At 64.3% G+C, this 18,520-nt stretch carries 19 protein-coding genes; 11 read left to right on the top strand and 8 right to left on the bottom strand.

The window, feature by feature from the left end:
- The first annotated feature begins 19 nt into the window (after nucleotides 1-19).
- Together gatA and gatB are read left to right on the top strand one after the other, a co-directional pair.
- Nucleotides 20-1,513, top strand: a complete 1,494-nt coding sequence (gene gatA, locus J2W49_RS22645) for an Asp-tRNA(Asn)/Glu-tRNA(Gln) amidotransferase subunit GatA (RefSeq protein WP_310321489.1) — start codon at nucleotides 20-22, stop codon at nucleotides 1,511-1,513.
- 136 nt (nucleotides 1,514-1,649) lie between these two features.
- Nucleotides 1,650-3,113: an Asp-tRNA(Asn)/Glu-tRNA(Gln) amidotransferase subunit GatB gene (gene gatB, locus J2W49_RS22640; protein ID WP_310321487.1), complete on the top strand. Its 1,464-nt coding sequence runs from the start codon at nucleotides 1,650-1,652 to the stop codon at nucleotides 3,111-3,113.
- Between the two features lie 18 nt (nucleotides 3,114-3,131).
- Here gatB and J2W49_RS22635 read toward each other — a convergent pair whose 3' ends face one another.
- Both J2W49_RS22635 and pyrE read right to left on the bottom strand, forming a co-directional pair.
- The gene (locus J2W49_RS22635) at nucleotides 3,132-3,827 is read right to left on the bottom strand and encodes a DUF4124 domain-containing protein (protein WP_310321486.1); all 696 of its coding nucleotides are present in this window, start codon (nucleotides 3,825-3,827) and stop codon (nucleotides 3,132-3,134) included.
- An 11-nt stretch (nucleotides 3,828-3,838) separates the two neighbouring features.
- Nucleotides 3,839-4,564, bottom strand: a complete 726-nt coding sequence (gene pyrE, locus J2W49_RS22630; protein WP_310321483.1) for an orotate phosphoribosyltransferase — start codon at nucleotides 4,562-4,564, stop codon at nucleotides 3,839-3,841.
- Nucleotides 4,565-4,574: 10 nt separating this feature from the next.
- Here pyrE and J2W49_RS22625 point away from each other — a divergent pair, with 10 nt between their 5' ends.
- From J2W49_RS22625 to J2W49_RS22605, 5 genes are all read left to right on the top strand, one after another.
- A complete protein-coding gene (locus J2W49_RS22625) occupies nucleotides 4,575-5,366 on the top strand; it encodes an exodeoxyribonuclease III (protein ID WP_310321481.1) in 792 nt (263 codons plus the stop codon).
- 96 nt (nucleotides 5,367-5,462) lie between these two features.
- On the top strand, nucleotides 5,463-6,152 hold the full coding sequence (locus J2W49_RS22620; protein ID WP_310321479.1) for a DUF433 domain-containing protein: 690 nt from the start codon (nucleotides 5,463-5,465) through the stop codon (nucleotides 6,150-6,152).
- Complete coding sequence (locus tag J2W49_RS22615) at nucleotides 6,149-6,562, top strand: PIN-like domain-containing protein (protein ID WP_310321477.1); 414 nt, start codon at nucleotides 6,149-6,151, stop codon at nucleotides 6,560-6,562. Before J2W49_RS22620 ends, J2W49_RS22615 begins: the two co-directional genes overlap by 4 nt.
- 382 nt (nucleotides 6,563-6,944) lie before the next feature.
- Nucleotides 6,945-7,883 carry a LysR family transcriptional regulator gene (locus J2W49_RS22610; protein ID WP_310321476.1) on the top strand — a complete coding sequence of 313 codons (939 nt, stop codon included), beginning with the start codon at nucleotides 6,945-6,947 and terminating at the stop codon, nucleotides 7,881-7,883.
- Nucleotides 7,884-7,982: 99 nt separating this feature from the next.
- A complete protein-coding gene (locus J2W49_RS22605) occupies nucleotides 7,983-9,197 on the top strand; it encodes a CaiB/BaiF CoA transferase family protein (protein ID WP_310321474.1) in 1,215 nt (404 codons plus the stop codon).
- A 15-nt stretch (nucleotides 9,198-9,212) separates the two neighbouring features.
- On the opposite strand, the gene J2W49_RS22600 is transcribed toward J2W49_RS22605, so the two are convergent.
- Both J2W49_RS22600 and J2W49_RS22595 read right to left on the bottom strand, forming a co-directional pair.
- A complete protein-coding gene (locus J2W49_RS22600) occupies nucleotides 9,213-9,581 on the bottom strand; it encodes a hypothetical protein (protein ID WP_310321473.1) in 369 nt (122 codons plus the stop codon).
- Nucleotides 9,578-9,946 (bottom strand): glutaredoxin domain-containing protein, encoded by a 369-nt coding sequence (locus J2W49_RS22595; RefSeq protein ID WP_310321471.1) that lies wholly within the window; start codon nucleotides 9,944-9,946, stop codon nucleotides 9,578-9,580. The genes J2W49_RS22600 and J2W49_RS22595 overlap by 4 nt, the downstream gene beginning before the upstream one ends.
- 109 nt (nucleotides 9,947-10,055) lie before the next feature.
- Here J2W49_RS22595 and J2W49_RS22590 point away from each other — a divergent pair, with 109 nt between their 5' ends.
- Entirely contained in the window at nucleotides 10,056-10,691 is a 636-nt protein-coding gene (locus tag J2W49_RS22590; RefSeq protein WP_310321468.1) for an MBL fold metallo-hydrolase, read from the top strand.
- Nucleotides 10,692-10,695: 4 nt separating this feature from the next.
- Here the strand turns inward: J2W49_RS22590 and J2W49_RS22585 are convergent, their stop codons facing one another.
- Entirely contained in the window at nucleotides 10,696-11,562 is an 867-nt protein-coding gene (locus tag J2W49_RS22585) for a M48 family metallopeptidase (protein WP_310321464.1), read from the bottom strand.
- A gap of 46 nt (nucleotides 11,563-11,608) precedes the next feature.
- Between J2W49_RS22585 and J2W49_RS22580 the strand changes: the two genes are divergently transcribed.
- Nucleotides 11,609-12,988: an AmpG family muropeptide MFS transporter gene (locus tag J2W49_RS22580; protein WP_310321461.1), complete on the top strand. Its 1,380-nt coding sequence runs from the start codon at nucleotides 11,609-11,611 to the stop codon at nucleotides 12,986-12,988.
- Nucleotides 12,989-13,000: 12 nt separating this feature from the next.
- On the opposite strand, the gene J2W49_RS22575 is transcribed toward J2W49_RS22580, so the two are convergent.
- Nucleotides 13,001-14,590 (bottom strand): class I adenylate-forming enzyme family protein, encoded by a 1,590-nt coding sequence (locus tag J2W49_RS22575; protein WP_310321459.1) that lies wholly within the window; start codon nucleotides 14,588-14,590, stop codon nucleotides 13,001-13,003.
- Nucleotides 14,591-14,675: 85 nt separating this feature from the next.
- On the opposite strand from J2W49_RS22575, the gene J2W49_RS22570 reads away from it, so the two are divergent.
- Together J2W49_RS22570 and J2W49_RS22565 are read left to right on the top strand one after the other, a co-directional pair.
- A complete protein-coding gene (locus J2W49_RS22570; RefSeq protein ID WP_310321458.1) occupies nucleotides 14,676-15,392 on the top strand; it encodes a response regulator in 717 nt (238 codons plus the stop codon).
- A gap of 208 nt (nucleotides 15,393-15,600) precedes the next feature.
- Nucleotides 15,601-16,884, top strand: coding sequence for a sensor histidine kinase (locus J2W49_RS22565; protein WP_310321456.1), 1,284 nt, complete (start codon nucleotides 15,601-15,603; stop codon nucleotides 16,882-16,884).
- Nucleotides 16,885-17,306: 422 nt separating this feature from the next.
- On the opposite strand, the gene J2W49_RS22560 is transcribed toward J2W49_RS22565, so the two are convergent.
- Together J2W49_RS22560 and J2W49_RS22555 are read right to left on the bottom strand one after the other, a co-directional pair.
- Complete coding sequence (locus J2W49_RS22560) at nucleotides 17,307-17,513, bottom strand: zinc-finger domain-containing protein (protein WP_310321454.1); 207 nt, start codon at nucleotides 17,511-17,513, stop codon at nucleotides 17,307-17,309.
- A 22-nt stretch (nucleotides 17,514-17,535) separates the two neighbouring features.
- Entirely contained in the window at nucleotides 17,536-18,474 is a 939-nt protein-coding gene (locus tag J2W49_RS22555) for a branched-chain amino acid transaminase (RefSeq protein ID WP_310321450.1), read from the bottom strand.
- Nucleotides 18,475-18,520 lie beyond the last annotated feature (46 nt).

Raw genomic sequence — 18,520 nt, 5'->3', positions numbered from 1 at the left:
CCAGCGTGGGGGCCGACAAATGAATTCCAAGCAGATCCATGAAATGGGCGTGGCCGAACTGGCCGCAGCTATTCGCCACCAACAAACCTCGTCTGTCGAAGCCGCTCAAACCCTGCTGGCGCGCGCGAAACAGCACAGCAACCTGGGCGCCTACCTGGCCTTCAATGAAGAACTGACGCTCAAACAGGCCGAGGCTGCCGACGCGCGCATCGCCGCTGGCGAACGCGGCCCGCTGCTGGGCGTGCCGCTGGCGCACAAGGACATCTTCGTCACCCAGGGTTTCCCCAGCACCGCCGGCAGCAAGATGCTGGAGGGCTACCAGAGCCCGTTCGACGCCACCGTGGTCAGCCAGCTGGCCGCAGCCGGCGCCGTGACCCTGGGCAAGCTCAACTGCGACGAATTCGCCATGGGCGGCAGCAACGAGAACTCCGCCTATGGCGTGGTGCGCAACCCCTGGGACACCACGCGCGTGCCCGGCGGATCCTCGGGCGGCTCGGCCGTGGCCGTGGCCGCGCGCCTGGCACCCGCCACCACCGGCACCGACACCGGTGGCTCCATCCGCCAGCCCGCCAGCTTCTGCGGCATCACCGGCATCAAGCCCACCTACGGCCGCTGCTCGCGCTACGGCATGATCGCCTTCGCCTCCAGCCTGGACCAGGCCGGCCCCATGGCGCACAGTGCCGCCGATTGCGCGACGTTGCTGAGCGTGATGGCCGGGCCGGACATCGACCGCGACTCCACCAGCCTGGATCACCCGGCCGAGGACTACACCCGTCTGCTGGGCCAGCCGCGGGAAGGGGCGACTGCGGCGCAGCCGCTCAAGGGCTTGCGCATCGGGCTGCCACAGGAGTTCTTCGGTGCCGGCTGCGCGCCCGACGTGATTGCCGCCATGCGCGCCGCGCTGGCCGAGTACGAGAAACTGGGCGCCACGCTGGTCGACATCTCGCTGCCGCGCACCGAACTGGCCATTCCCGTCTACTACATCATTGCCCCCGCCGAAGCGTCGAGTAACCTCAGCCGCTTCGACGGCGTGAAGTTCGGCCACCGCGCCGCCCAGTACGACGACCTGATCGACATGTACAAGAAGTCGCGCAGCGAAGGCTTCGGGCCTGAGGTGCAGCGTCGCATCATGATCGGCACCTATGTGTTGAGCCATGGCTACTACGACGCCTACTACCTCAAGGCGCAGCAGATCCGCCGCCTGATCGCGCAGGACTTCCAGAATGCGTTTGAGCAGTGCGACGTGATCGCCGGCCCCGCCGCGCCCACCGTGGCCTGGAAGATCGGCGAAAAGAGCGACGACCCGGTCGCCAACTACCTGGCCGACATCTACACCCTGCCAGGATCGCTGGCCGGCCTGCCCGGGATGAGCGTGCCCGCCGGCTTTGGCGAGGGCGGCTTGCCGGTGGGGCTGCAACTGATCGGCAACTACTTCAAGGAGGCCGAGCTGCTGCAGGCTGCACACGCCTTCCAGCAAGCCACCGACTGGCACAAGCGCGCACCTGCGCTTTAATTGAAAACACCCCCGCGCCGCCCTCGGCGTCACCCCCTCAAGGGGGCGTCACCAGCGGCCCGGCAAAGCCGGTTCCGCGGTGACTCGCGAAAGAGGCACCTCGCGCTTGCATCGCGAATTGAAAGAGGTTTTTGAGATGAACACAGTCAAGAAAGAAGCGTCGCTGCTCGTGCAAGGCTACGAAGTCGTGATCGGCTTTGAAACGCACGCCCAGCTGGCCACGAAATCCAAGATTTTCAGCCGCGCGCCCACGGCCTTTGGCGCCGAGCCCAACACGCAGGCCTGTGCGGTGGATCTGGCTCTGCCGGGCACGCTGCCGGTGATGAACCGCGAAGCGGTGGCGCACGCGATTCGCCTGGGCCTGGCACTGGGTTCGCACATCGCCGAGCAAAGCGTGTTCGCGCGTAAGAACTACTTCTACCCCGATCTGCCCAAGGGCTACCAGATCAGCCAGTTCGAGATCCCGGTGGTGCAGGGCGGCGAGGTGAGCTTCTTCCTGGGCGACGAGAAGAAGACGGTGCGCCTGGTGCGTGCCCACCTGGAAGAAGACGCGGGCAAGAGCCTGCACGAGGATTTCATCGGGCAGTCGGGCATTGACCTGAACCGCGCCGGTACACCGCTGCTGGAGATCGTGACCGAGCCCGACATGCGCTCCAGCGCCGAGGCCGTGGCCTACGCCAAGGAGCTGCACAAGATCGTGACCTGGATCGGTATCTGCGACGGCAACATGCAGGAAGGTTCGTTTCGCTGCGACGCCAACGTGTCGGTGCGCAAGCCGGGTGAACCGCTGGGCACGCGGCGCGAGATCAAGAACCTGAACTCCTTCAAGTTCATGCAGCAGGCCATCGACTACGAGGTGCGCTGGCAGATCGAGCAGATCGAGGACGGCCTGGCGATCCAGCAGGCCACCGTGCTATTCGACCCCGACACCGGCGAAACCCGCGCCATGCGCACCAAGGAAGACGCGGCCGACTACCGCTACTTCCCCGACCCGGACCTGCCACCGCTGGTGATTGCGCGCAGTTGGGTCGACCAGGTGAAGGCCACCATGCCCGAACTGCCCCGCCAGATGGCCGAGCGCTTTGTACGTGAGTACGCACTGCCGGAGTACGACGCGACCACGTTGACCCAGAGTCAGGCCATGGCGGCCTATTTCGAGGTGGCGGCCAAGGCCAGTGGGCAGGCCAAGATGGCCAGCAACTGGATCATGGGGGAGGTTTCGCGGCGGCTGAACAACGAAGAGAAGGACATTGCGCAGGCACCAGTGAACGCCGAAACCTTGGCAGCCCTCCTCACGCGCATCGCCGATGGCACAGTGTCGAACAACGCGGCCAAGCAGGTGATGGATGCGCTTTGGTCTGGTGAAAGTCAGGACGTGGACGCCGTCATTGAAGCCAAAGGCCTCAAACAGATGAACGACAGCGGTGCGCTCGAAGCCATCATCGACGAGGTGATGGCCGCCAACGCGCCCATGGTCGAACAGTTCCGCGCCGGCAAGGACAAGGCCTTCAACGCATTGGTGGGCATGGTCATGAAGGCCAGCAAGGGCAAGGCCAACCCGCAGCAGGTCAACGACGTGCTGCGCCAGAAGCTGCAGTGATCGCTTGCCGGGTGCGGGTCAGCGCGACAGCGTGGCACTGCCCGAGGTGCTACCCGTGGCCCAGAGCTGGCGGAGCTTACCCAGCTCTTCTTCAAAGCGCGCATTGATGCGCTGTTTTTCCTTGGTCTGTTCGTCCAGGAAACGCTTCTGGACGAACACCTGCTCTTCATTGTCTTCGAGCTTGCGCCTAAGCCAGCTGGGCGCTTTTTCGCGATCCCCCTGGTAGAAGTCCAGCTCGGCATCGATCTGTTTGCGCTGCTCGGCCAACGTCTCCTCGCGCTTTTTTACCGCGCCCATCACCTCGTCCACCTGAGAGAGCGCTTCAGCACGCGCCCGGTCGTGCACGGCCTGGTTGGGGTAGCGGATCAGCAGGGCGCGTTCGCGACGCCGCTCTTCGTTGGCTCGGGAAATCTCCAGTTCCTCTGCCCGGCGCTGCGCAGCGATGCGCGCACGCTCTTCTGCGGTGTAGCTCGGTGGCACCACCCGGCGCACCGTGCCGCTGCTGCCGAGCTCGCGCTGCTCCCGGTCCAGGCATTCCTTGATCGGGCGGTCCGACGTGATGCGCCTGCCGTTGCCGTCCACGCAGGTGTAGATGCTCTGGGTTGAGCTCTGCCCCTGTGTCTGGGCACTGGCCACGCAGGTCACCCCCAGCAGCAGGCTCAGACCCAGCGCGCGCGACCGGTTTCGAGAGGAGGTGTGTTCAGCAAGTGGCACGTTGGAAATCTTCACGCAACACCGTAGCGCTCGCGGTATGCGAGCACGCGCTGGCGGTGCGCGTCGAGTTCCGCCCCGGTGTGAATTGTCAGATATTGCAACAAATCGGCCAGCCTCGCAATGGCGCAGACCTGCATGCCCAGTTGCTGTTGCACGTACTGCACGGCGCTGTGCTCCACATCACGCACCTGCCCGTCGGGCCCTGGTTCGGTGGCTTTTTCCTGGCGGTCCAGGGCAATGGCCACCGCGCTGGGTGTGGCGCCCGCCGCCCGGATCAGGGCGATCGACTCGCGCGCCGCGGTGCCGGCCGACATCACGTCGTCCACGATCAGCACCCGCCCCTTCAGCGGTGCACCCACGAGGGTGCCGCCTTCGCCATGGTCCTTGGCTTCCTTGCGGTTGTAGGCAAACGGCACGTTGCGACCCAGGCGGGCGAGTTCGATGGCCACCGCCGCACCGAGCGGGATGCCCTTGTAGGCCGGGCCAAAAATCATGTCGAACTCGATGCCGCTGTCGAGCAGGGCTTTTGCATAGAATTGCGCGAGCCGGCTCAGCTTGGCGCCGTCGTCGAACAGGCCGGCATTAAAAAAGTAGGGCGATAGTCGGCCGGCCTTGGTCTTGAATTCGCCAAACCGCAGCACGCCCGAGTCCACACAAAACTGCACGAAGTCCTGTGCCAGTGCACCGCCGGCAGCCAATTCTGCAGGGGCGCCCTTTGCGCCTGCTTCCAAAACCATGGGGATTTCCTTGTTCAAACTGACCAGCCTCAATCTCAACGGCATCCGTTCCGCCAGCAACAAGGGGCTGGTTCCCTGGTTGGCTGCACACCAGCCGGATTGTATTTGTGTGCAGGAAGTCAAGGCGCAGCCCGCCGACATGGCCGGGCGGTTCGAGGAAATCGGCGGCCTCAAGGGCTACTTCCATTGCGCTGAGAAAAAGGGCTATGCGGGCGTGGGCGTGTACACGCGGCACGAGCCCAGCGATGTGCGGGTGGGGTTTGATCGGGGGGAGTTCGATGGCGAGGGCCGATACCTTGAGCTGCGTTTCGACACACCGCAGCGCAAGCTCAGCCTGATCAGCGCCTACTTTCCCAGTGGCTCGTCAGGTGAACTGAGGCAACAAGCCAAGTACCGGTTCCTCGATCTGATTTACCCACACCTGACCGCACTCAAGGGCGAGCGCGATTTCATTCTCTGCGGCGACATCAACATCGCTCACCAGCAGATCGACCTGAAGAACTGGCGCAGCAACCAGAAAAACAGCGGCTTTCTGCCCGAAGAGCGCGCCTGGATGACCAAGCTGTTGAACGACGGCGGCCTGGTCGACGTGTACCGCCACCTGCAGCCCGACACCACCGACACCTGCTACACGTGGTGGAGCAACCGAGGCCAGGCCTACGCCAACAACGTGGGTTGGCGGCTGGACTACCACCTGGCCACGCCTGCAATGGCGGGGCTTGCGCGCACCGAGGCCATTTACAAGGGCGAGAAGTTCAGCGACCACGCGCCCATCACCATCGAATACGACTTCCAGATCTGAGCGGTCTGACCACAGGCGTCAGATGGCAGGGATATCGGGGGTACAGTTGCTCCAAGAACATTGGCATACTCTCGTTCGACGCTCTTTATACGACGCATGAATATCATCGGGACGGGCATTTACCCACTCCACCAAGCAGCAAAATTGGTGGATGCGGAGCCTCGCGCGATCCGCCGCTGGCTGCAAGGCTATTCGCGAAAGTACAAAGGTGGAAGCGTCCGTTCCGAGCCCTTGTGGAGAACTCAACTCCGAGATGAAGGGCTGCCCGACGAGGTCATAGGTTTCCGCGATCTGCTTGAGCTTCGAATGGTTGCGGCTTTCGTGCGTCATGGGGTCGACCTGAAGGTCATTCGCGCGACGGTTGATGCAGCGGCGCGCAACTTCGGGGCCGACTATCCGCTGACAAGCCGCAACTTCTTGACAGATGGCAAGCGGATCTTCCTTCAAGCTATTGAACAAGCGACTGGCGAACCTCGCCTGATTGATGTACTGCGCAAGCAATACGTCTTCTCGGACATCATCAAACCGTCTTTGTATGCCGGCATTGAGTACGGTCACGACGGTGCACTGCGATGGTTCCCCGTCAACAGGCGCAAGGCTATCGTGCTGGATCCTGCTGTGCAATTTGGCACGCCGGTACTAACCGAGGCGGGCATTCCCACCGACACAATCCATGCGTCGTTCCTAGCGGAAGGCCGAGACCGCGCAATGGTGGCACGGGTCTTCGACATCACGCCAGATATGGTGACGGCGGCCGTAGACTTCGAAGAAAGACTTGCCGCTTGAAGTTTTTCTTCGACAATAATCTTTCGCGCCACTTGGCTCATGGCATCAGGGAGTTGTCGGCACTTACGTCGGGTGTGGAAGAGGTCATTCACCTCACCGACAGATTCGAGAGAAACGCTCCTGATCTCAAGTGGATTGGCGAGCTATCCGATGATGGCCCCTGGTACATCGTTTCCATAGACCGATTCAAAAAGCAGCACGGCGCGGAGCGCGAGGCAATTCGGAGGGCGGGGCACACGGTTTTCGTTCTTGATAGCCAATGGTCGAAGCATGGTTTCTGGATGCAAACTGAACGGTTCGTGAGGTGGTGGCCGCAGATAGTCGACTATTCCGCCCGCGTCAGCGGTGGTGCGTATCGGGTGCCTTGGCAGCATTCTCCAGGCGCCAAGTTTCAAGCTATCTCGTTTTAGGCTTCGGGCCTGCGATGCAACTGGCAATCGTAGGCGCTTTGCCGCATTGACTACCGCTACGCCTGCCCTGACCCGTACGGCAGCCATCTACAAGGCCGAGTAGTTCAGCGACCACGCGCCCATCACCATCTAATACGGCTTCCAGATCTAAGCGTGAGCCACTGCCCCGCAATGGGGCCGGGCATCAGACCCACACCACACCTCCGGTAAGAAGTGCGTTTGCCGATCGCGTTCGCCGGTGGGCGGGGGCCGGTAGTGGGTGACTGCCGGTGCGGGTTGGCAAGAGAGGTTGATGGGTGCATTGGACGGTTTTCCAATCCATCTGTCCAATACAGATGATCGACGCTATCATCTGGTTTTCAGATGGATGAGGTCGCCGGGCATGGAACTGAGACAACTGCGCTATTTCGTCGCCATCGCCGACAGTGGCAGTTTCACCAAGGCGGCTGAGCGGGTGTTCGTGGCGCAATCAGCGCTCAGCCACCAGCTTGCTCAACTGGAAGGGGAGCTGGGTGCCGCGCTGTTCAACCGCTCGCGCAGGGGTGCGGAACTGACGGAGGCGGGTCAGCGGTTCTTCCCGCACGCGGTGTCGATCCTGCGCCAGGCCGAAGAGGCGCGCGCCAGTGCCCGGCAGGCAGACGAAGAGCCGACGGGCAAGGTGGTGTTTGGCATTCCCCACAGCGTGTCCCAGGCGCTGGCCTTGCCCCTGCTTCGTGAGGTGCGGCAGCGCTTTCCCCAGGTGGAACTGGAGCTGACCGAGGAGTTGACAGGCAACCTCAGCCGCCAGTTGCGCACAGGGCAGATTCAGCTGGCGGTGCTGTTCGACGATGGGCACCTGGCCGGCTTCGCGGTGACGCGGGTGTTAAGCGAGCAACTGTGCCTGATCGAACCGGCCACCGAACCCGTGCGCGGTGGCGGTCGCAGTGTGACGTTGAAGCAGGCGCTGGCGCAGCCGCTGATCCTGCCGGCCAGCCCGCATGGTGTGAGGCCCATCATCGAAAGCGCCGCTGCAGCCGCTGGCCTGCCGCCTCCCCAGGTGTTTGCCGACATCAGCTCCATCAGCATCCTGCGCACCACCCTGCTGGCCGGCCTGGGCCGCACCTTGCTGCCGGTGATGCCGCTGCAGCCGGAAATCGAGGCCGGCCTGCTGCGCGCCACGCCCGTGCGCAGCCCCCCGCTGGATCGCGTGCTCGCCATTTGTGCTTCCGCCCACATGCCGCGCTCGCATGCCTGTCAGGCGGTGAGCGGGCTGGTGGTGGGGTTGATGCAGCGTTTGTGCGCCAGCGGGCAATGGCTGGGGGCGAAACCGGTGGTGCACTGAGGATCGCAAGATTGCAACGTGCCGCCTTGTGCGAGCATTGAGGCGAACGGCGTGCTTGCGCCAGATTCGGATCGTTGAAAACCAGAGGAGACTTCCCGCATGCCTTCATCGTCGACACCGACCCCTTCAACCGGCCCGCTGCAGGGGCTGAAAGTGGTCGAGATGGGTCAACTGATTGCCGGGCCGTTTGCCGCCAAGACCCTGGGCGATCTGGGGGCCGACGTGATCAAGATCGAACCGCCGGAAGGGGGCGATCCCTTGCGCCAGTGGCGCTTGATCCAGGACGGCACCTCGGTCTGGTGGCAGGTGCAGTCGCGCAACAAGCGTTCTGTGGCGATTGACCTGCGCCAGCCTGAAGGCCAGGCCCTGGCGCGCGAACTGGTGGACCAGGCCGACATCCTTGTCGAGAACTTCCGCCCCGGCACGCTCGAAGGCTGGGGCATGGACTACGCCACCCTGTCAGCCACGAACCCTGGGCTGATCCTGTTGCGCATATCCGGCTATGGGCAGACCGGCCCCTACCGCGACAAACCAGGGTTTGGTGTGATTGGCGAAGCCATGGGCGGTTTGCGCCACCTCACCGGTGAGCCGGGGCGCGTGCCCGTGCGGTGCGGCGTGTCGATCGGCGACACGCTGGCCTCGCTGCACGGCGTGATCGGCATTCTCGCGGCGCTCAACCACCGCCATGCCACCGGGCAGGGGCAGGTGATCGACGTGGCGCTGCACGAGGCGGTGTTCAACGTGATGGAAAGCCTGCTGCCTGAATACAGCGCCTTTGGTGCGGTGCGGGAGCCGGCGGGCAGCGCCTTGCCGGGCATTGCGCCCTCCAATGCCTACCGCTGCCGCGACGGCCAGGTGCTGGTGGCCGGCAACGGCGACAGCATCTTCAGGCGGCTGATGACGGCCATTGGCCGAACCGACCTGGCCGAGCGGCCCGACCTGGCCACGAACTCGGGTCGCGTGGCATCGGTGGCGGAGGTCGACGCGGCCATCGAAGCCTGGACGCAGCAGCGCACAGTGAGCGAAGTGCTGGAACTGCTGGATGAAGCCAAGGTGCCCGTGGGGCGCATCTACACCGCCCGCGACATTGCCGAAGACCCGCACTACCGAGCGCGCGAGATGATCCTGACCCAGCACACCCGAGATGGGCATGTGGTGGAGGTGCCCGGCATTGTGCCCAAACTCTCGCTCACGCCGGGGGCGGTGCGCCAGGCGGCGCCACATCTGGGAGAAGACACGGAGGCCGTGTTGCGCGAACTGGGGCGCAGCCCGGCCGAGGTTGCCGCTCTGCGGGCACGAGGGCTCATTCGCTGATCATGTGTTCACGTTTCAGAGATCTTCCCGCGCCTCGATGAGCAGCTGATGCACGCTGGAGCCTCCCACGGCCGCCACGGCACGGATGCGCAACGCCCGGCCTGTTTCGAGCTGCACGTGGCAGTGGTAGTCCAGGCCGTCGGTCTGGCCGGGGCTGTGGCTGGACACGCGACGCTGCCATTGGCGTTTGCCGTCGAGCTCCACCGTGAGTTCGTGCCAGGGCGCTCGGTGTTCCAGGGGTGTGCGCACCACCAGCGTGACGTCCACATCAAAAGTGCGGCGCCGGTCCAGCGATGCGGGAATGTTGATGACCGCCACCGAAGCGGCGCCGACATCGCAGCGCCAGTGTTCGGCCACTGGGGGGTGTTCGGCTCGTCGTTTCATTTCGCCAGCAGTTCCTTCAGTTCACCGGAGGTCACGAGTCGGCTCAGGTCTTCGGCGCCGCCCACCAGCACGCCGCGAACGAACACCATGGGCAAGGTGGGCCAGCCGGTCCACATTTTCAGCGCGTTGCGGCGGCGCCACTGCGAGAGGTAGCTGCCGAACTCCAGGTACTGGAACGGCACTTCTGCCCGGGCCAGTGCCTTGCGGGCCTGGGCCACAAAAGGGTTGCCCGACATGCCGATCACCACCACAGCATGGCTGGCGACAGCCGTCTGCACCTGGTCCAGCAGATCGCGGTGCAGGTGGGCCACCTTGTCGCGAATGGCGGGGTGGAGGAAGGGCTCGGCGAGGACAGGTCGGGTCATGAAGATGGGTTCCAGCGGTTGGACGGTCGACTGTAGTGCCAACTGGAAAACCCGTTCGCATGGCTCGGCCTTCGGGATAATCTTTCCCACACCCCACCTTGCCCGAGACATGCTGAAGTACCAAACCGTTCCCGTCACGCCCTTCGCCCAGAACTGCTCCATCGTCTGGTGCGCCGAAACCCAGGATGCCGCCATCATCGACCCCGGCGGCGATCTGGAGCGCTTGCTGGCAGAGGTCAAGCGGCTGCAGCTGAACCTCAAGGCGATCTGGCTGACCCACGCCCACATCGACCACGCCGGCGGCACGGCCGAGCTGGCCGCCAAGCTTGACCTGCCCATCATCGGCCCGCACCCGGGTGACCAGTTCTGGATCGACGGCCTGCCCCAGCAAAGCGCCATGTTCGGCTTCCCGCCCGCCGGCCACTTCACCCCCACCCGCTGGCTGGCCGACGGCGACACGGTGCAGATCGGCCACAGCACGCTCAACGTGCGCCACTGCCCAGGCCACACCCCAGGGCATGTGGTGTTTCATTCACCCGAAGCGCAACGCGCCTTTGTCGGCGACGTGCTGTTCGCCGGCAGCATCGGCCGCACCGATTTCCCGCAGGGCAATCACGCCCAACTCATCAGCAGCATCAAGGAGCGGCTGTGGCCCATGGGGGATGAGACGGTGTTCATTCCCGGGCATGGGCCGGAGAGTTCGTTTGGGGAGGAGCGGCGGCTCAATCCGTATGTGAAGGGTTGAATGCTCAGCTCCGCTTGGCCGCCTCGTACAGCCCCTGCACCTTCGGCAGGTTCGCCTCCAGTTGCCGGATGCGGTTCGGGCCGCTGGGGTGGGTGGACAGAAAGCCGATGCCGGCACCCCCGCCGACGGTGCTCATCTTCTGCCACAGGCTCACGCTGGCGCGGGGTTGGTACGCCGCGCGCGCAGCCAGCTCAAGACCCACCAGATCGGCTTCGGACTCGTCTTCGCGGCTGAACCTGAGCGTCAACAGCTGTGCGCCCATGCCGGCGGCGAGGTCGCCGAGATCGCCCAGGCCGAGCAGCTGCGCGCCCAGACGCAAACCCAGGTTGGTGGCGCCACTCTTGGCCACGCGCTCACGGGCATGTTCGCGCAGCGCATGGGCCATTTCGTGCCCCATGATCATGGCGGTTTCGTCGTCGGTGAGCTGCAGCTTGTCGAGAATGCCTGTGTAGAACGCGATCTTGCCGCCCGGCATGCAGAAGGCATTGACCTGGTCGCTCTGGATCAGGTTCACAGCCCACTTCCATTCGCTGGCACGAGGATTCCAGGCCGGCGTGTGCGGAATGATGCGCCGGGCAATGGTCTGAAGGCGCTGGACTTGCGGATGGCTTGTGGGCAACAGCACCTGTTTGCCCTGGGCTTCCTGCATCACCTGCACGTACTGCTGGCTGGCGGCTGCTTCAAGCTCTTCGGCAGGCACCAGCTTGCGAAGCGACGACGCCTTGCCCACGTCCACCTGCGCGGATGCGGGCAGGCTGGTACTGGCAGCGGCGGCCGCTCCGGCCAGCATGAAGGCACGGCGGGACGACCAACGGGAGCCATCGGCCTGGTTGGGCGACGCTGAAGACTTGAGATCGCAGAGCAGACACATGCGTCAATAATAGACAAAGCCTTTCGGCTTTGCCCGAACACTGCACATGCCCGACCAGACCGCCAGCCCTGCTTCCGAAACGCCTTCCACACCCGCCGAGCGACCCTCGTGGGCCGACACGTGGAAGGCCTACCTGGAGCCGGCCAGTTTGCGCATGTTTGCGCTCGGTTTCTCTGCGGGCCTGCCACTGTTGCTGGTGCTGGGCACGCTGAGCTTCCGTTTGCGCGAAGCCGGATTGGACCGAACCACCATTGGCTACCTGAGCTGGGTGGGCCTTGCCTATGGTTTCAAGTGGTGTTGGGCCCCGCTCGTGGACCGCCTGCCCATCCCCCTGCTCACCCGCGCCATGGGGCGTCGGCGCAGCTGGCTGCTGTTGTCGCAACTGGCCATCATGGTGTCACTGGTGGGCATGGCGCTGGTCGATCCGCGCAGCGGACTCACCCTGGTGGTCTGGTGCGCACTGGCCGTGGCCTTTGCATCGGCCACGCAGGACATTGCATTGGACGCGTTCCGCATCGAGTCGGCCGATGTGCGCCACCAGGGTGCGCTGGCCGCCACCTACCAGACCGGCTACCGCCTGGCTATGATCTGGGCCGGTGCCGGCGTGTTGTGGATCGCCGCGCGTTCGGAGGTTGCGCCTGCGGTGCCTGCGGTGGGTGCCGCCCCAGGCGTGCTCTACCAACAGGCAGCCTGGAGCACCGCCTATCTGGTGATGGCGGCGTCCATGCTGGTGGGGGTGCTCACGGTGTTGTTCTCTCGCGAACCGGCTCACGTGGTGCTGCCGCCTTCGCGCAATGCCGCCGAATGGTTGCGCAGCGCGCTGGTCGAGCCGTTTGCCGATTTTCTGAAGCGCTACGGCAAGCAGGCGTTGCTGATCCTGGCGCTCATCGGGGTCTACCGTATCAGCGACGTGGTCATGGGCATCATGGCCAACCCCTTCTATGTGGACATGGGCTACACCAAGGACGAAGTGGCCGCAGTCACCAAGATCTACGGCGTGATCATGACGCTGGTGGGTGCCTTCATCGGGGGCGCGCTGTCGCTCAAACTGGGCGTGATGCGCGTGCTCATGCTGGGTGCGGTGCTGTCGGCCGCCAGCAACCTGCTGTTCGCCTGGCTGGCTGGCCATGGTCACGATGTGGTGGCGTTGATCTTCGTGATCTCGGCGGACAACCTGAGTGCAGGCGTGGCGTCGGCGGCGTTCATTGCCTACCTGTCCAGCCTGACCAACGTAAGCTATTCGGCCACGCAGTACGCGCTGTTCAGTTCCATGATGTTGTTGGCGCCCAAGTGGCTGGCCGGGTATTCAGGGGCCTTTGTTGACGCGTTTGATTACCCCACGTTCTTCATCTCCACCGCCTGCCTCGGTGTGCCGGTGCTGTTCCTGATCTGGCTGGCCATGCGCTACGTGCCGGTCAAAGAGTGAGCGCCTTGCGCTTCAGGCGGGCGGATCGTCCAGCAGGCTCTTGAGAGCGGCCTTCTGCACTTTGCCCAGTGCGGTCCTGGGCAGACTCGCCACGCGGTGCCAGCGGCGCGGCCACTTGTAGCGCGCCAAACGCCCGTCCAGAAAGGCCTGCAAATGCGGCTCCCATGGACCATCCTGTGCGGCGTCTGCGGTAAGCACCACCACAGCCACCACGGTTTCCCCCCAGCGGGCGTCCGGCATGCCCACCACGGCGCATTCGGACACCCAGGGGTGTTGCACCAGCAGGTTTTCGATCTCGGCGGGATAGATGTTCTCGCCGCCCGAGATGATCATGTCCTTGGCCCGCCCCACCACGGTGTGGCAGCCGTCGGGTGCCTGCTGCGCCAGATCGCCGCTGTGGAAAAAGCCTTCGGCGTCGCAGGCGGGCTGGTCGGGCCAGTAGCGAGCCACCACGTTGGGCGCGCGCACCCAGATCTCACCCACCTCGCCGGGCGTCACCTGCGCACCCTGGGGCGTGCGCAGGCTGACTTCAACACCCGGCGCCGGCCAGCCGCAAGATCCACCGTGGCTGAGCGCGTGGGTGGGCGGCAGGGCGATGGAAAACGGGCCGGTTTCGGTGCTGCCGTACACGTTGCAGACGGGCACGCCCCGCGCTTGAAACGCCAGCACAGGCTGCGGCGGCAACAGGCTGGAGCCGGCCCAGACCGCACGCAGATTCGACAGGTCGGTCTCTGCCCAGCGGGGGTGAGCGATCAGTGCCTGCAATGTGGCGGGTACCTGCAAGGTGAGGGTGGGACGCTGCGTTTCGATGCAGCGCAAGGTGGCACCCGGGTCAAAGCGGGCAAACAGCAACACCTGGGCACCCACCGCCAACGCGGGCAGCGTCTGAATGCACAGCCCGCCCACGTGGAACAGGGGCAAGACAGTGGCCACCACGTCGTCCGGCTTCATGCCCTGCACCTGCGCGGCAATGGCCATGTTGGAGAGCAGATTGCCCTGGGTGTGGACCGCGCCCTTGGGCCGGCCGGTGGTGCCCGAGGTGTAGACCAGCAGCAGTGGCGTCTGCAGCACGCCTGCGGTGGGTGCTGCGTCGATCCCGACCTGGGCATCAGCGGCATCTTCCAGTGCCTGCGAGGCCAGCAAGGTGGGGGCCATGCGGCAATGAGGTACCAGGTCGCCAGCAGCGGCCTGCAGGGCCTCGTCGCACACCAGAACCGTGGGCGTGCAGTCGTCCATCACGGCCGCCCACTCCTGTGGTGACAGGCGGTGGTTCAGCGGCACGAACACTGCCTCCAGCCGGGCCAGTGCAAACAGCAGGATGATTTGCCCCGGGTGGTTCAGGCCCAGCCATGCCACGCGGTCGCCGGGTTGCACACCGTGCTGGTCTTTCAGCAGTGCCGCCACGGCGCCCACGCGTTGTTGCAGTTGATGGCCGCTCAGGTGCGTCCATGCCGGCGCCTGTGGGTCTGCGGCGGGGTCGCACCAACTCAATGCCGGCGCGTCGGGGCGACGCTCTGCGACTTTTTTCAGCAGCGAGTCGAAGGAGTCGGCCGGCAGGGGCGGCAGCGGTGACGGAACAGGGTAGGGTGAAGGATTCAACATTCACCGAACTTTACGCGAGACACACAGGAGCTTCACCTCTTTTCCTCACCATGACGGGTGTGAAAGACCCCGCTACACTGAATCCATGACATCCCAATTGCTGATGATTGAAGACGACGGCCGACTCGCGTCGATGGTGGTGGAATACCTTGGCCAGTCCGGCTTCAAGGTCACCCACGCTGTCGACGGAGAGACCGGTCTGGAGCAGCTGCAGATCCTGCAGCCTGAGCTGGTCATTCTTGACCTGATGATGCCGGGCATGGACGGGCTTGAGGTGTGTCGACGCATCCGCTCCATGCAGGGCGACATGGCGCGCGTGCCGGTGATCATGCTCACCGCCAAGGGCGACCCGATGGACCGCATCATCGGGCTTGAAATCGGTGCCGACGACTACGTGCCCAAGCCGTTTGAGCCACGTGAACTGCTGGCGCGCGTGCGCGCCGTGATGCGCCGCCGGGGCGACAACAGTGCTTCAGGCGTGGTGCGCGAATCGCAGCCACTGCGCTTCGGCTCGCTGGAGATCGACCGCGACGCCCGCACCGTTCAAGTCAACGGGCAGCCGTGCGAACTCACTTCCTACCAGTTCGATCTGCTCGTGGCCTTGGCCGAGCGGTCAGGCCGTGTTCTCACGCGCGACCAGATCATGGAGGCCGTGCGCGGTCGCGAGCTGGAGGCGTTTGACCGGTCGATCGACGTGCACATTGGCCGCATCCGCAACGCCATCGAGGCCGACAGCAAAGACCCCAAGCGCATCCTGACCGTGCGTGGCGTCGGCTATGTGTTCGCCAAGCAGCAGGATTAGGCTCCGCCCGCGCCGAAGGATGTGGTTCCCCCCCGCACCGCGCCCTTGGACGCGTCACCCCCCAAGGGGGGCAATGCCTGTGGCCTGGCGGAGCCAGTTCCACGGCATTTCTGGACTATGTGCCTCGCTCCGGCAGAGTGATCTCGATTTCTCTCTTTGTGATTTTCGTGGTGGAGCAGCCTCAGTGAGTTTTTGGATCATCTGATATATGAATGGACTGCTTGGACAACGTTTGTACCTGCGCATCTGGCTGGCGGTGGTCGGTGTGGTTGCTGTGATCACACTGGTGGTGGGGTGGCTGTGGCAGATGGCGCTGGACCAGGAGCGCGAACAGAACGAGAACCGGGTCGATCGCATGATCGTGTTGCGCGATGGCGGCGGCGCGATCCTGGGACAGTCGCCCGCATCGGCGGTGCGCGTACCGGGACAGGGGCTGGAGTTTCAGGTGGCGATGAAGGACGGCACGACGCTCTACGTGCAGTTTCCGCGCAGAGAAGGCCGAACGGGCAACAGCCGCCGGAACCGGAGTGCTTCGGCTTGGTTGACATCGCCCGCTGGTTTTGCCTGGATGCTGGGTCTGGTGGCTTTGTCGGTGGCGCTGGGGGCATACCCCATCGTGCGCCGGCTGACCAAGCGCCTCGAATCGCTGCAGAAGGGTGTGGAGCGCTGGGGCAGTGGCGACCTCTCCACGCGCTTGCCGGTGCAGGGGGAGGACGAGGTGGCCTTTCTCGCTGCCAGGTTCAATGCCGCTGCCGAGCGTGTGCAAACCTTGCTGCAGTCTCACAAGACCCTGCTGGCCAATGCCTCGCACGAGTTGCGTTCACCGCTGGCCCGCATCCGCATGGGGCTCGAACTGCTGAGTCGCGACAGCGCGACCGCCGGCCAACGCAGCGAGATCTCGCGCAGCATTGAAGAACTGGATCAACTGATCGACGAAATCCTGCTGGCCAGCCGCCTCGACATGCGGGACGCCAGCGATGCCTCTGCGCTGGGCCCGAAGGAAGAAGTGGATCTGATGGGCCTGGCCGCAGAGGAATGCGCACGCACCGGCGCCGATCTGGATGTGGAGCCGGGCGCCACATCGGTGCTGGTGCAGGGCCACGCCCGCCTGCTGCGCCGGGTGCTGCGCAACCTGCTGGAGAATGCGCGGCGCTACGGCACGGCTGGAGCGGGCGACGACCCAGCCGAGGTGCGCCTGCACATGGCGATAGCGCCCATGGCGCCGGCTGGCAAGCGCGCGGGGAAAAACCTTGTGGCCAGGGGATCGATGGCGGTGGTGACCGTGGAGGACCGCGGCCCAGGCGTACCACCCGACCAGCGCGAGCGCATCTTTGAACCTTTTTACCGTTTGCCCGGCGCCAGCGAGCGTGAGGGCGGCGTGGGCTTGGGGCTGTCCCTGGTCAAGACCATCGTGGAACGCCACGGTGGCCAGATCCGTTGCGAAGGTCGCGAGGGCGGTGGCGCCCGATTCGTGGTCGAGTTGCCGATCTGACTTCCGTTGCCCTGATTTCAGGCTGCCATCCCCCAAATAGGGGATGTGCCTGATGCGGGCCACGATCGACAATTCAACCCAGTTGCTGTCACAACGAACTTCAATTCGAGGTCAGCAAACTTTTTTGCAAACGATCGTTTGAAACTGGTCTCCCAACGACGTCCTTCCAAGGACTTTCAAAAGCCACCGCAAGGTGGCTTTTTTTTGGTTCATCGCAGATTCCCGCGGGAGGCGGTGCGGAGGAGTTGCAAGCCGCAGCCTCGGGCCACTTGCAGCGGTCGCGCAAAGCGTTGCAGGTGTGTGCCTCAGCTTCAGGAGCGAGGTGCCTCATTCCAGAGATACCGAGGATCCGGCTCTGCCGGTCCAAGGTATCGCCCCCTTGAGGGGGTGACGCGCGAAGCGCGGCGCGGGGGTGGGCCCAATCAATGCCCGTTCGACACCAACTCACCCGGCTTGAGACGGTACACCGTGCCGCAGTAGGGGCAGCGGGCTTCACCGTTCTTGCTCACGTCCAGGTAGACCTTGGGGTGGGTGTTCCAGATTTTCATGTCCGCCTTCGGACTGGGGCAATACACCCCGCCCTGGGCGTTGAGGTCCAGGGCAGCGAGTTCCACAACGGATGGTTTCATTTTTGTGCTCCGCACATCGGGGTCAGATCTTGGCCAGCCAGTGGGCGTATTTGGGGTTGCGTCCACCGACGATGTCAAAGAACGCGCTCTGGATTTTTTCGGTGATGGGGCCGCGGCTGCCGGCACCCAGCTCGATGCGGTCGAGCTCGCGGATCGGCGTGACCTCGGCAGCGGTGCCGGTGAAGAAGGCTTCGTCGGCGATGTAGACCTCGTCACGGGTGATGCGTTTTTGCACGATGTCCAGGCCCAGGTCCTTGGCGATGTGGAACACGGTGTTGCGCGTGATGCCGTTCAGGGCGCCGGCAGACAGGTCGGGGGTGTAGATCACGCCGTTCTTGATCACGAAAATGTTCTCTCCCGCGCCTTCGCTCACGAAGCCGGAGCTGTCGAGCAGCAGGGCTTCGTCGTAACCTTCATCGGTGACTTCCATGTTGGCCAGGATGGAGTTGGTGTAGTTGCTCACCGCCTTGGCCTGTGTCATGGTGATGTTGACGTGGTGGCGGGTGTAGCTGCTGGTTTTCACGCGAATGCCACGCTTGAGGCCCTCGTCACCCAGGTAGGCGCCCCAGGTCCAGGCCGCAACCATCAGGTGGATGGTGTTGCCCTTGGGCGAAACGCCGAGTTTTTTGTCGCCGATCCAGGTGAGCGGGCGGATGTAGGCGCTCTCCAGCTTGTTCTCGCGCACCACGGCCCTCTGGGCTTCGTTCACTTCTTCCTTCGTGAACGGGATCTGCATGCGCAGAATCTTGGCACTGTTGAACAGGCGCTCGGTGTGTTCCTCCAGCCGGAAGATGGCTGTGCCGCCGTCGGCCGTTTTGTAGGCGCGCACGCCTTCGAATGCGCCGCAGCCGTAGTGCAGGGTGTGGGTCAGCACGTGGATCTTGGCGTCGCGCCAGTCGATCATCTGGCCGTCCATCCAGATCTTGCCGTCGCGGTCTGACATTGAAGGAATCGGTGACATTGTCTTTGCCTTTGTGGGGGTGGAGTAGGGGGCTTGAAGGGAATTT

The organism is Hydrogenophaga palleronii (assembly GCF_031457455.1).
In the GTDB taxonomy this organism is placed as follows: Bacteria; Pseudomonadota; Gammaproteobacteria; order Burkholderiales; family Burkholderiaceae_C; genus Hydrogenophaga; species Hydrogenophaga palleronii_A.
The sequence above is the reverse complement of the archived record's forward strand: the minus strand, read 5'-3'. Positions and strand labels throughout refer to the sequence as shown.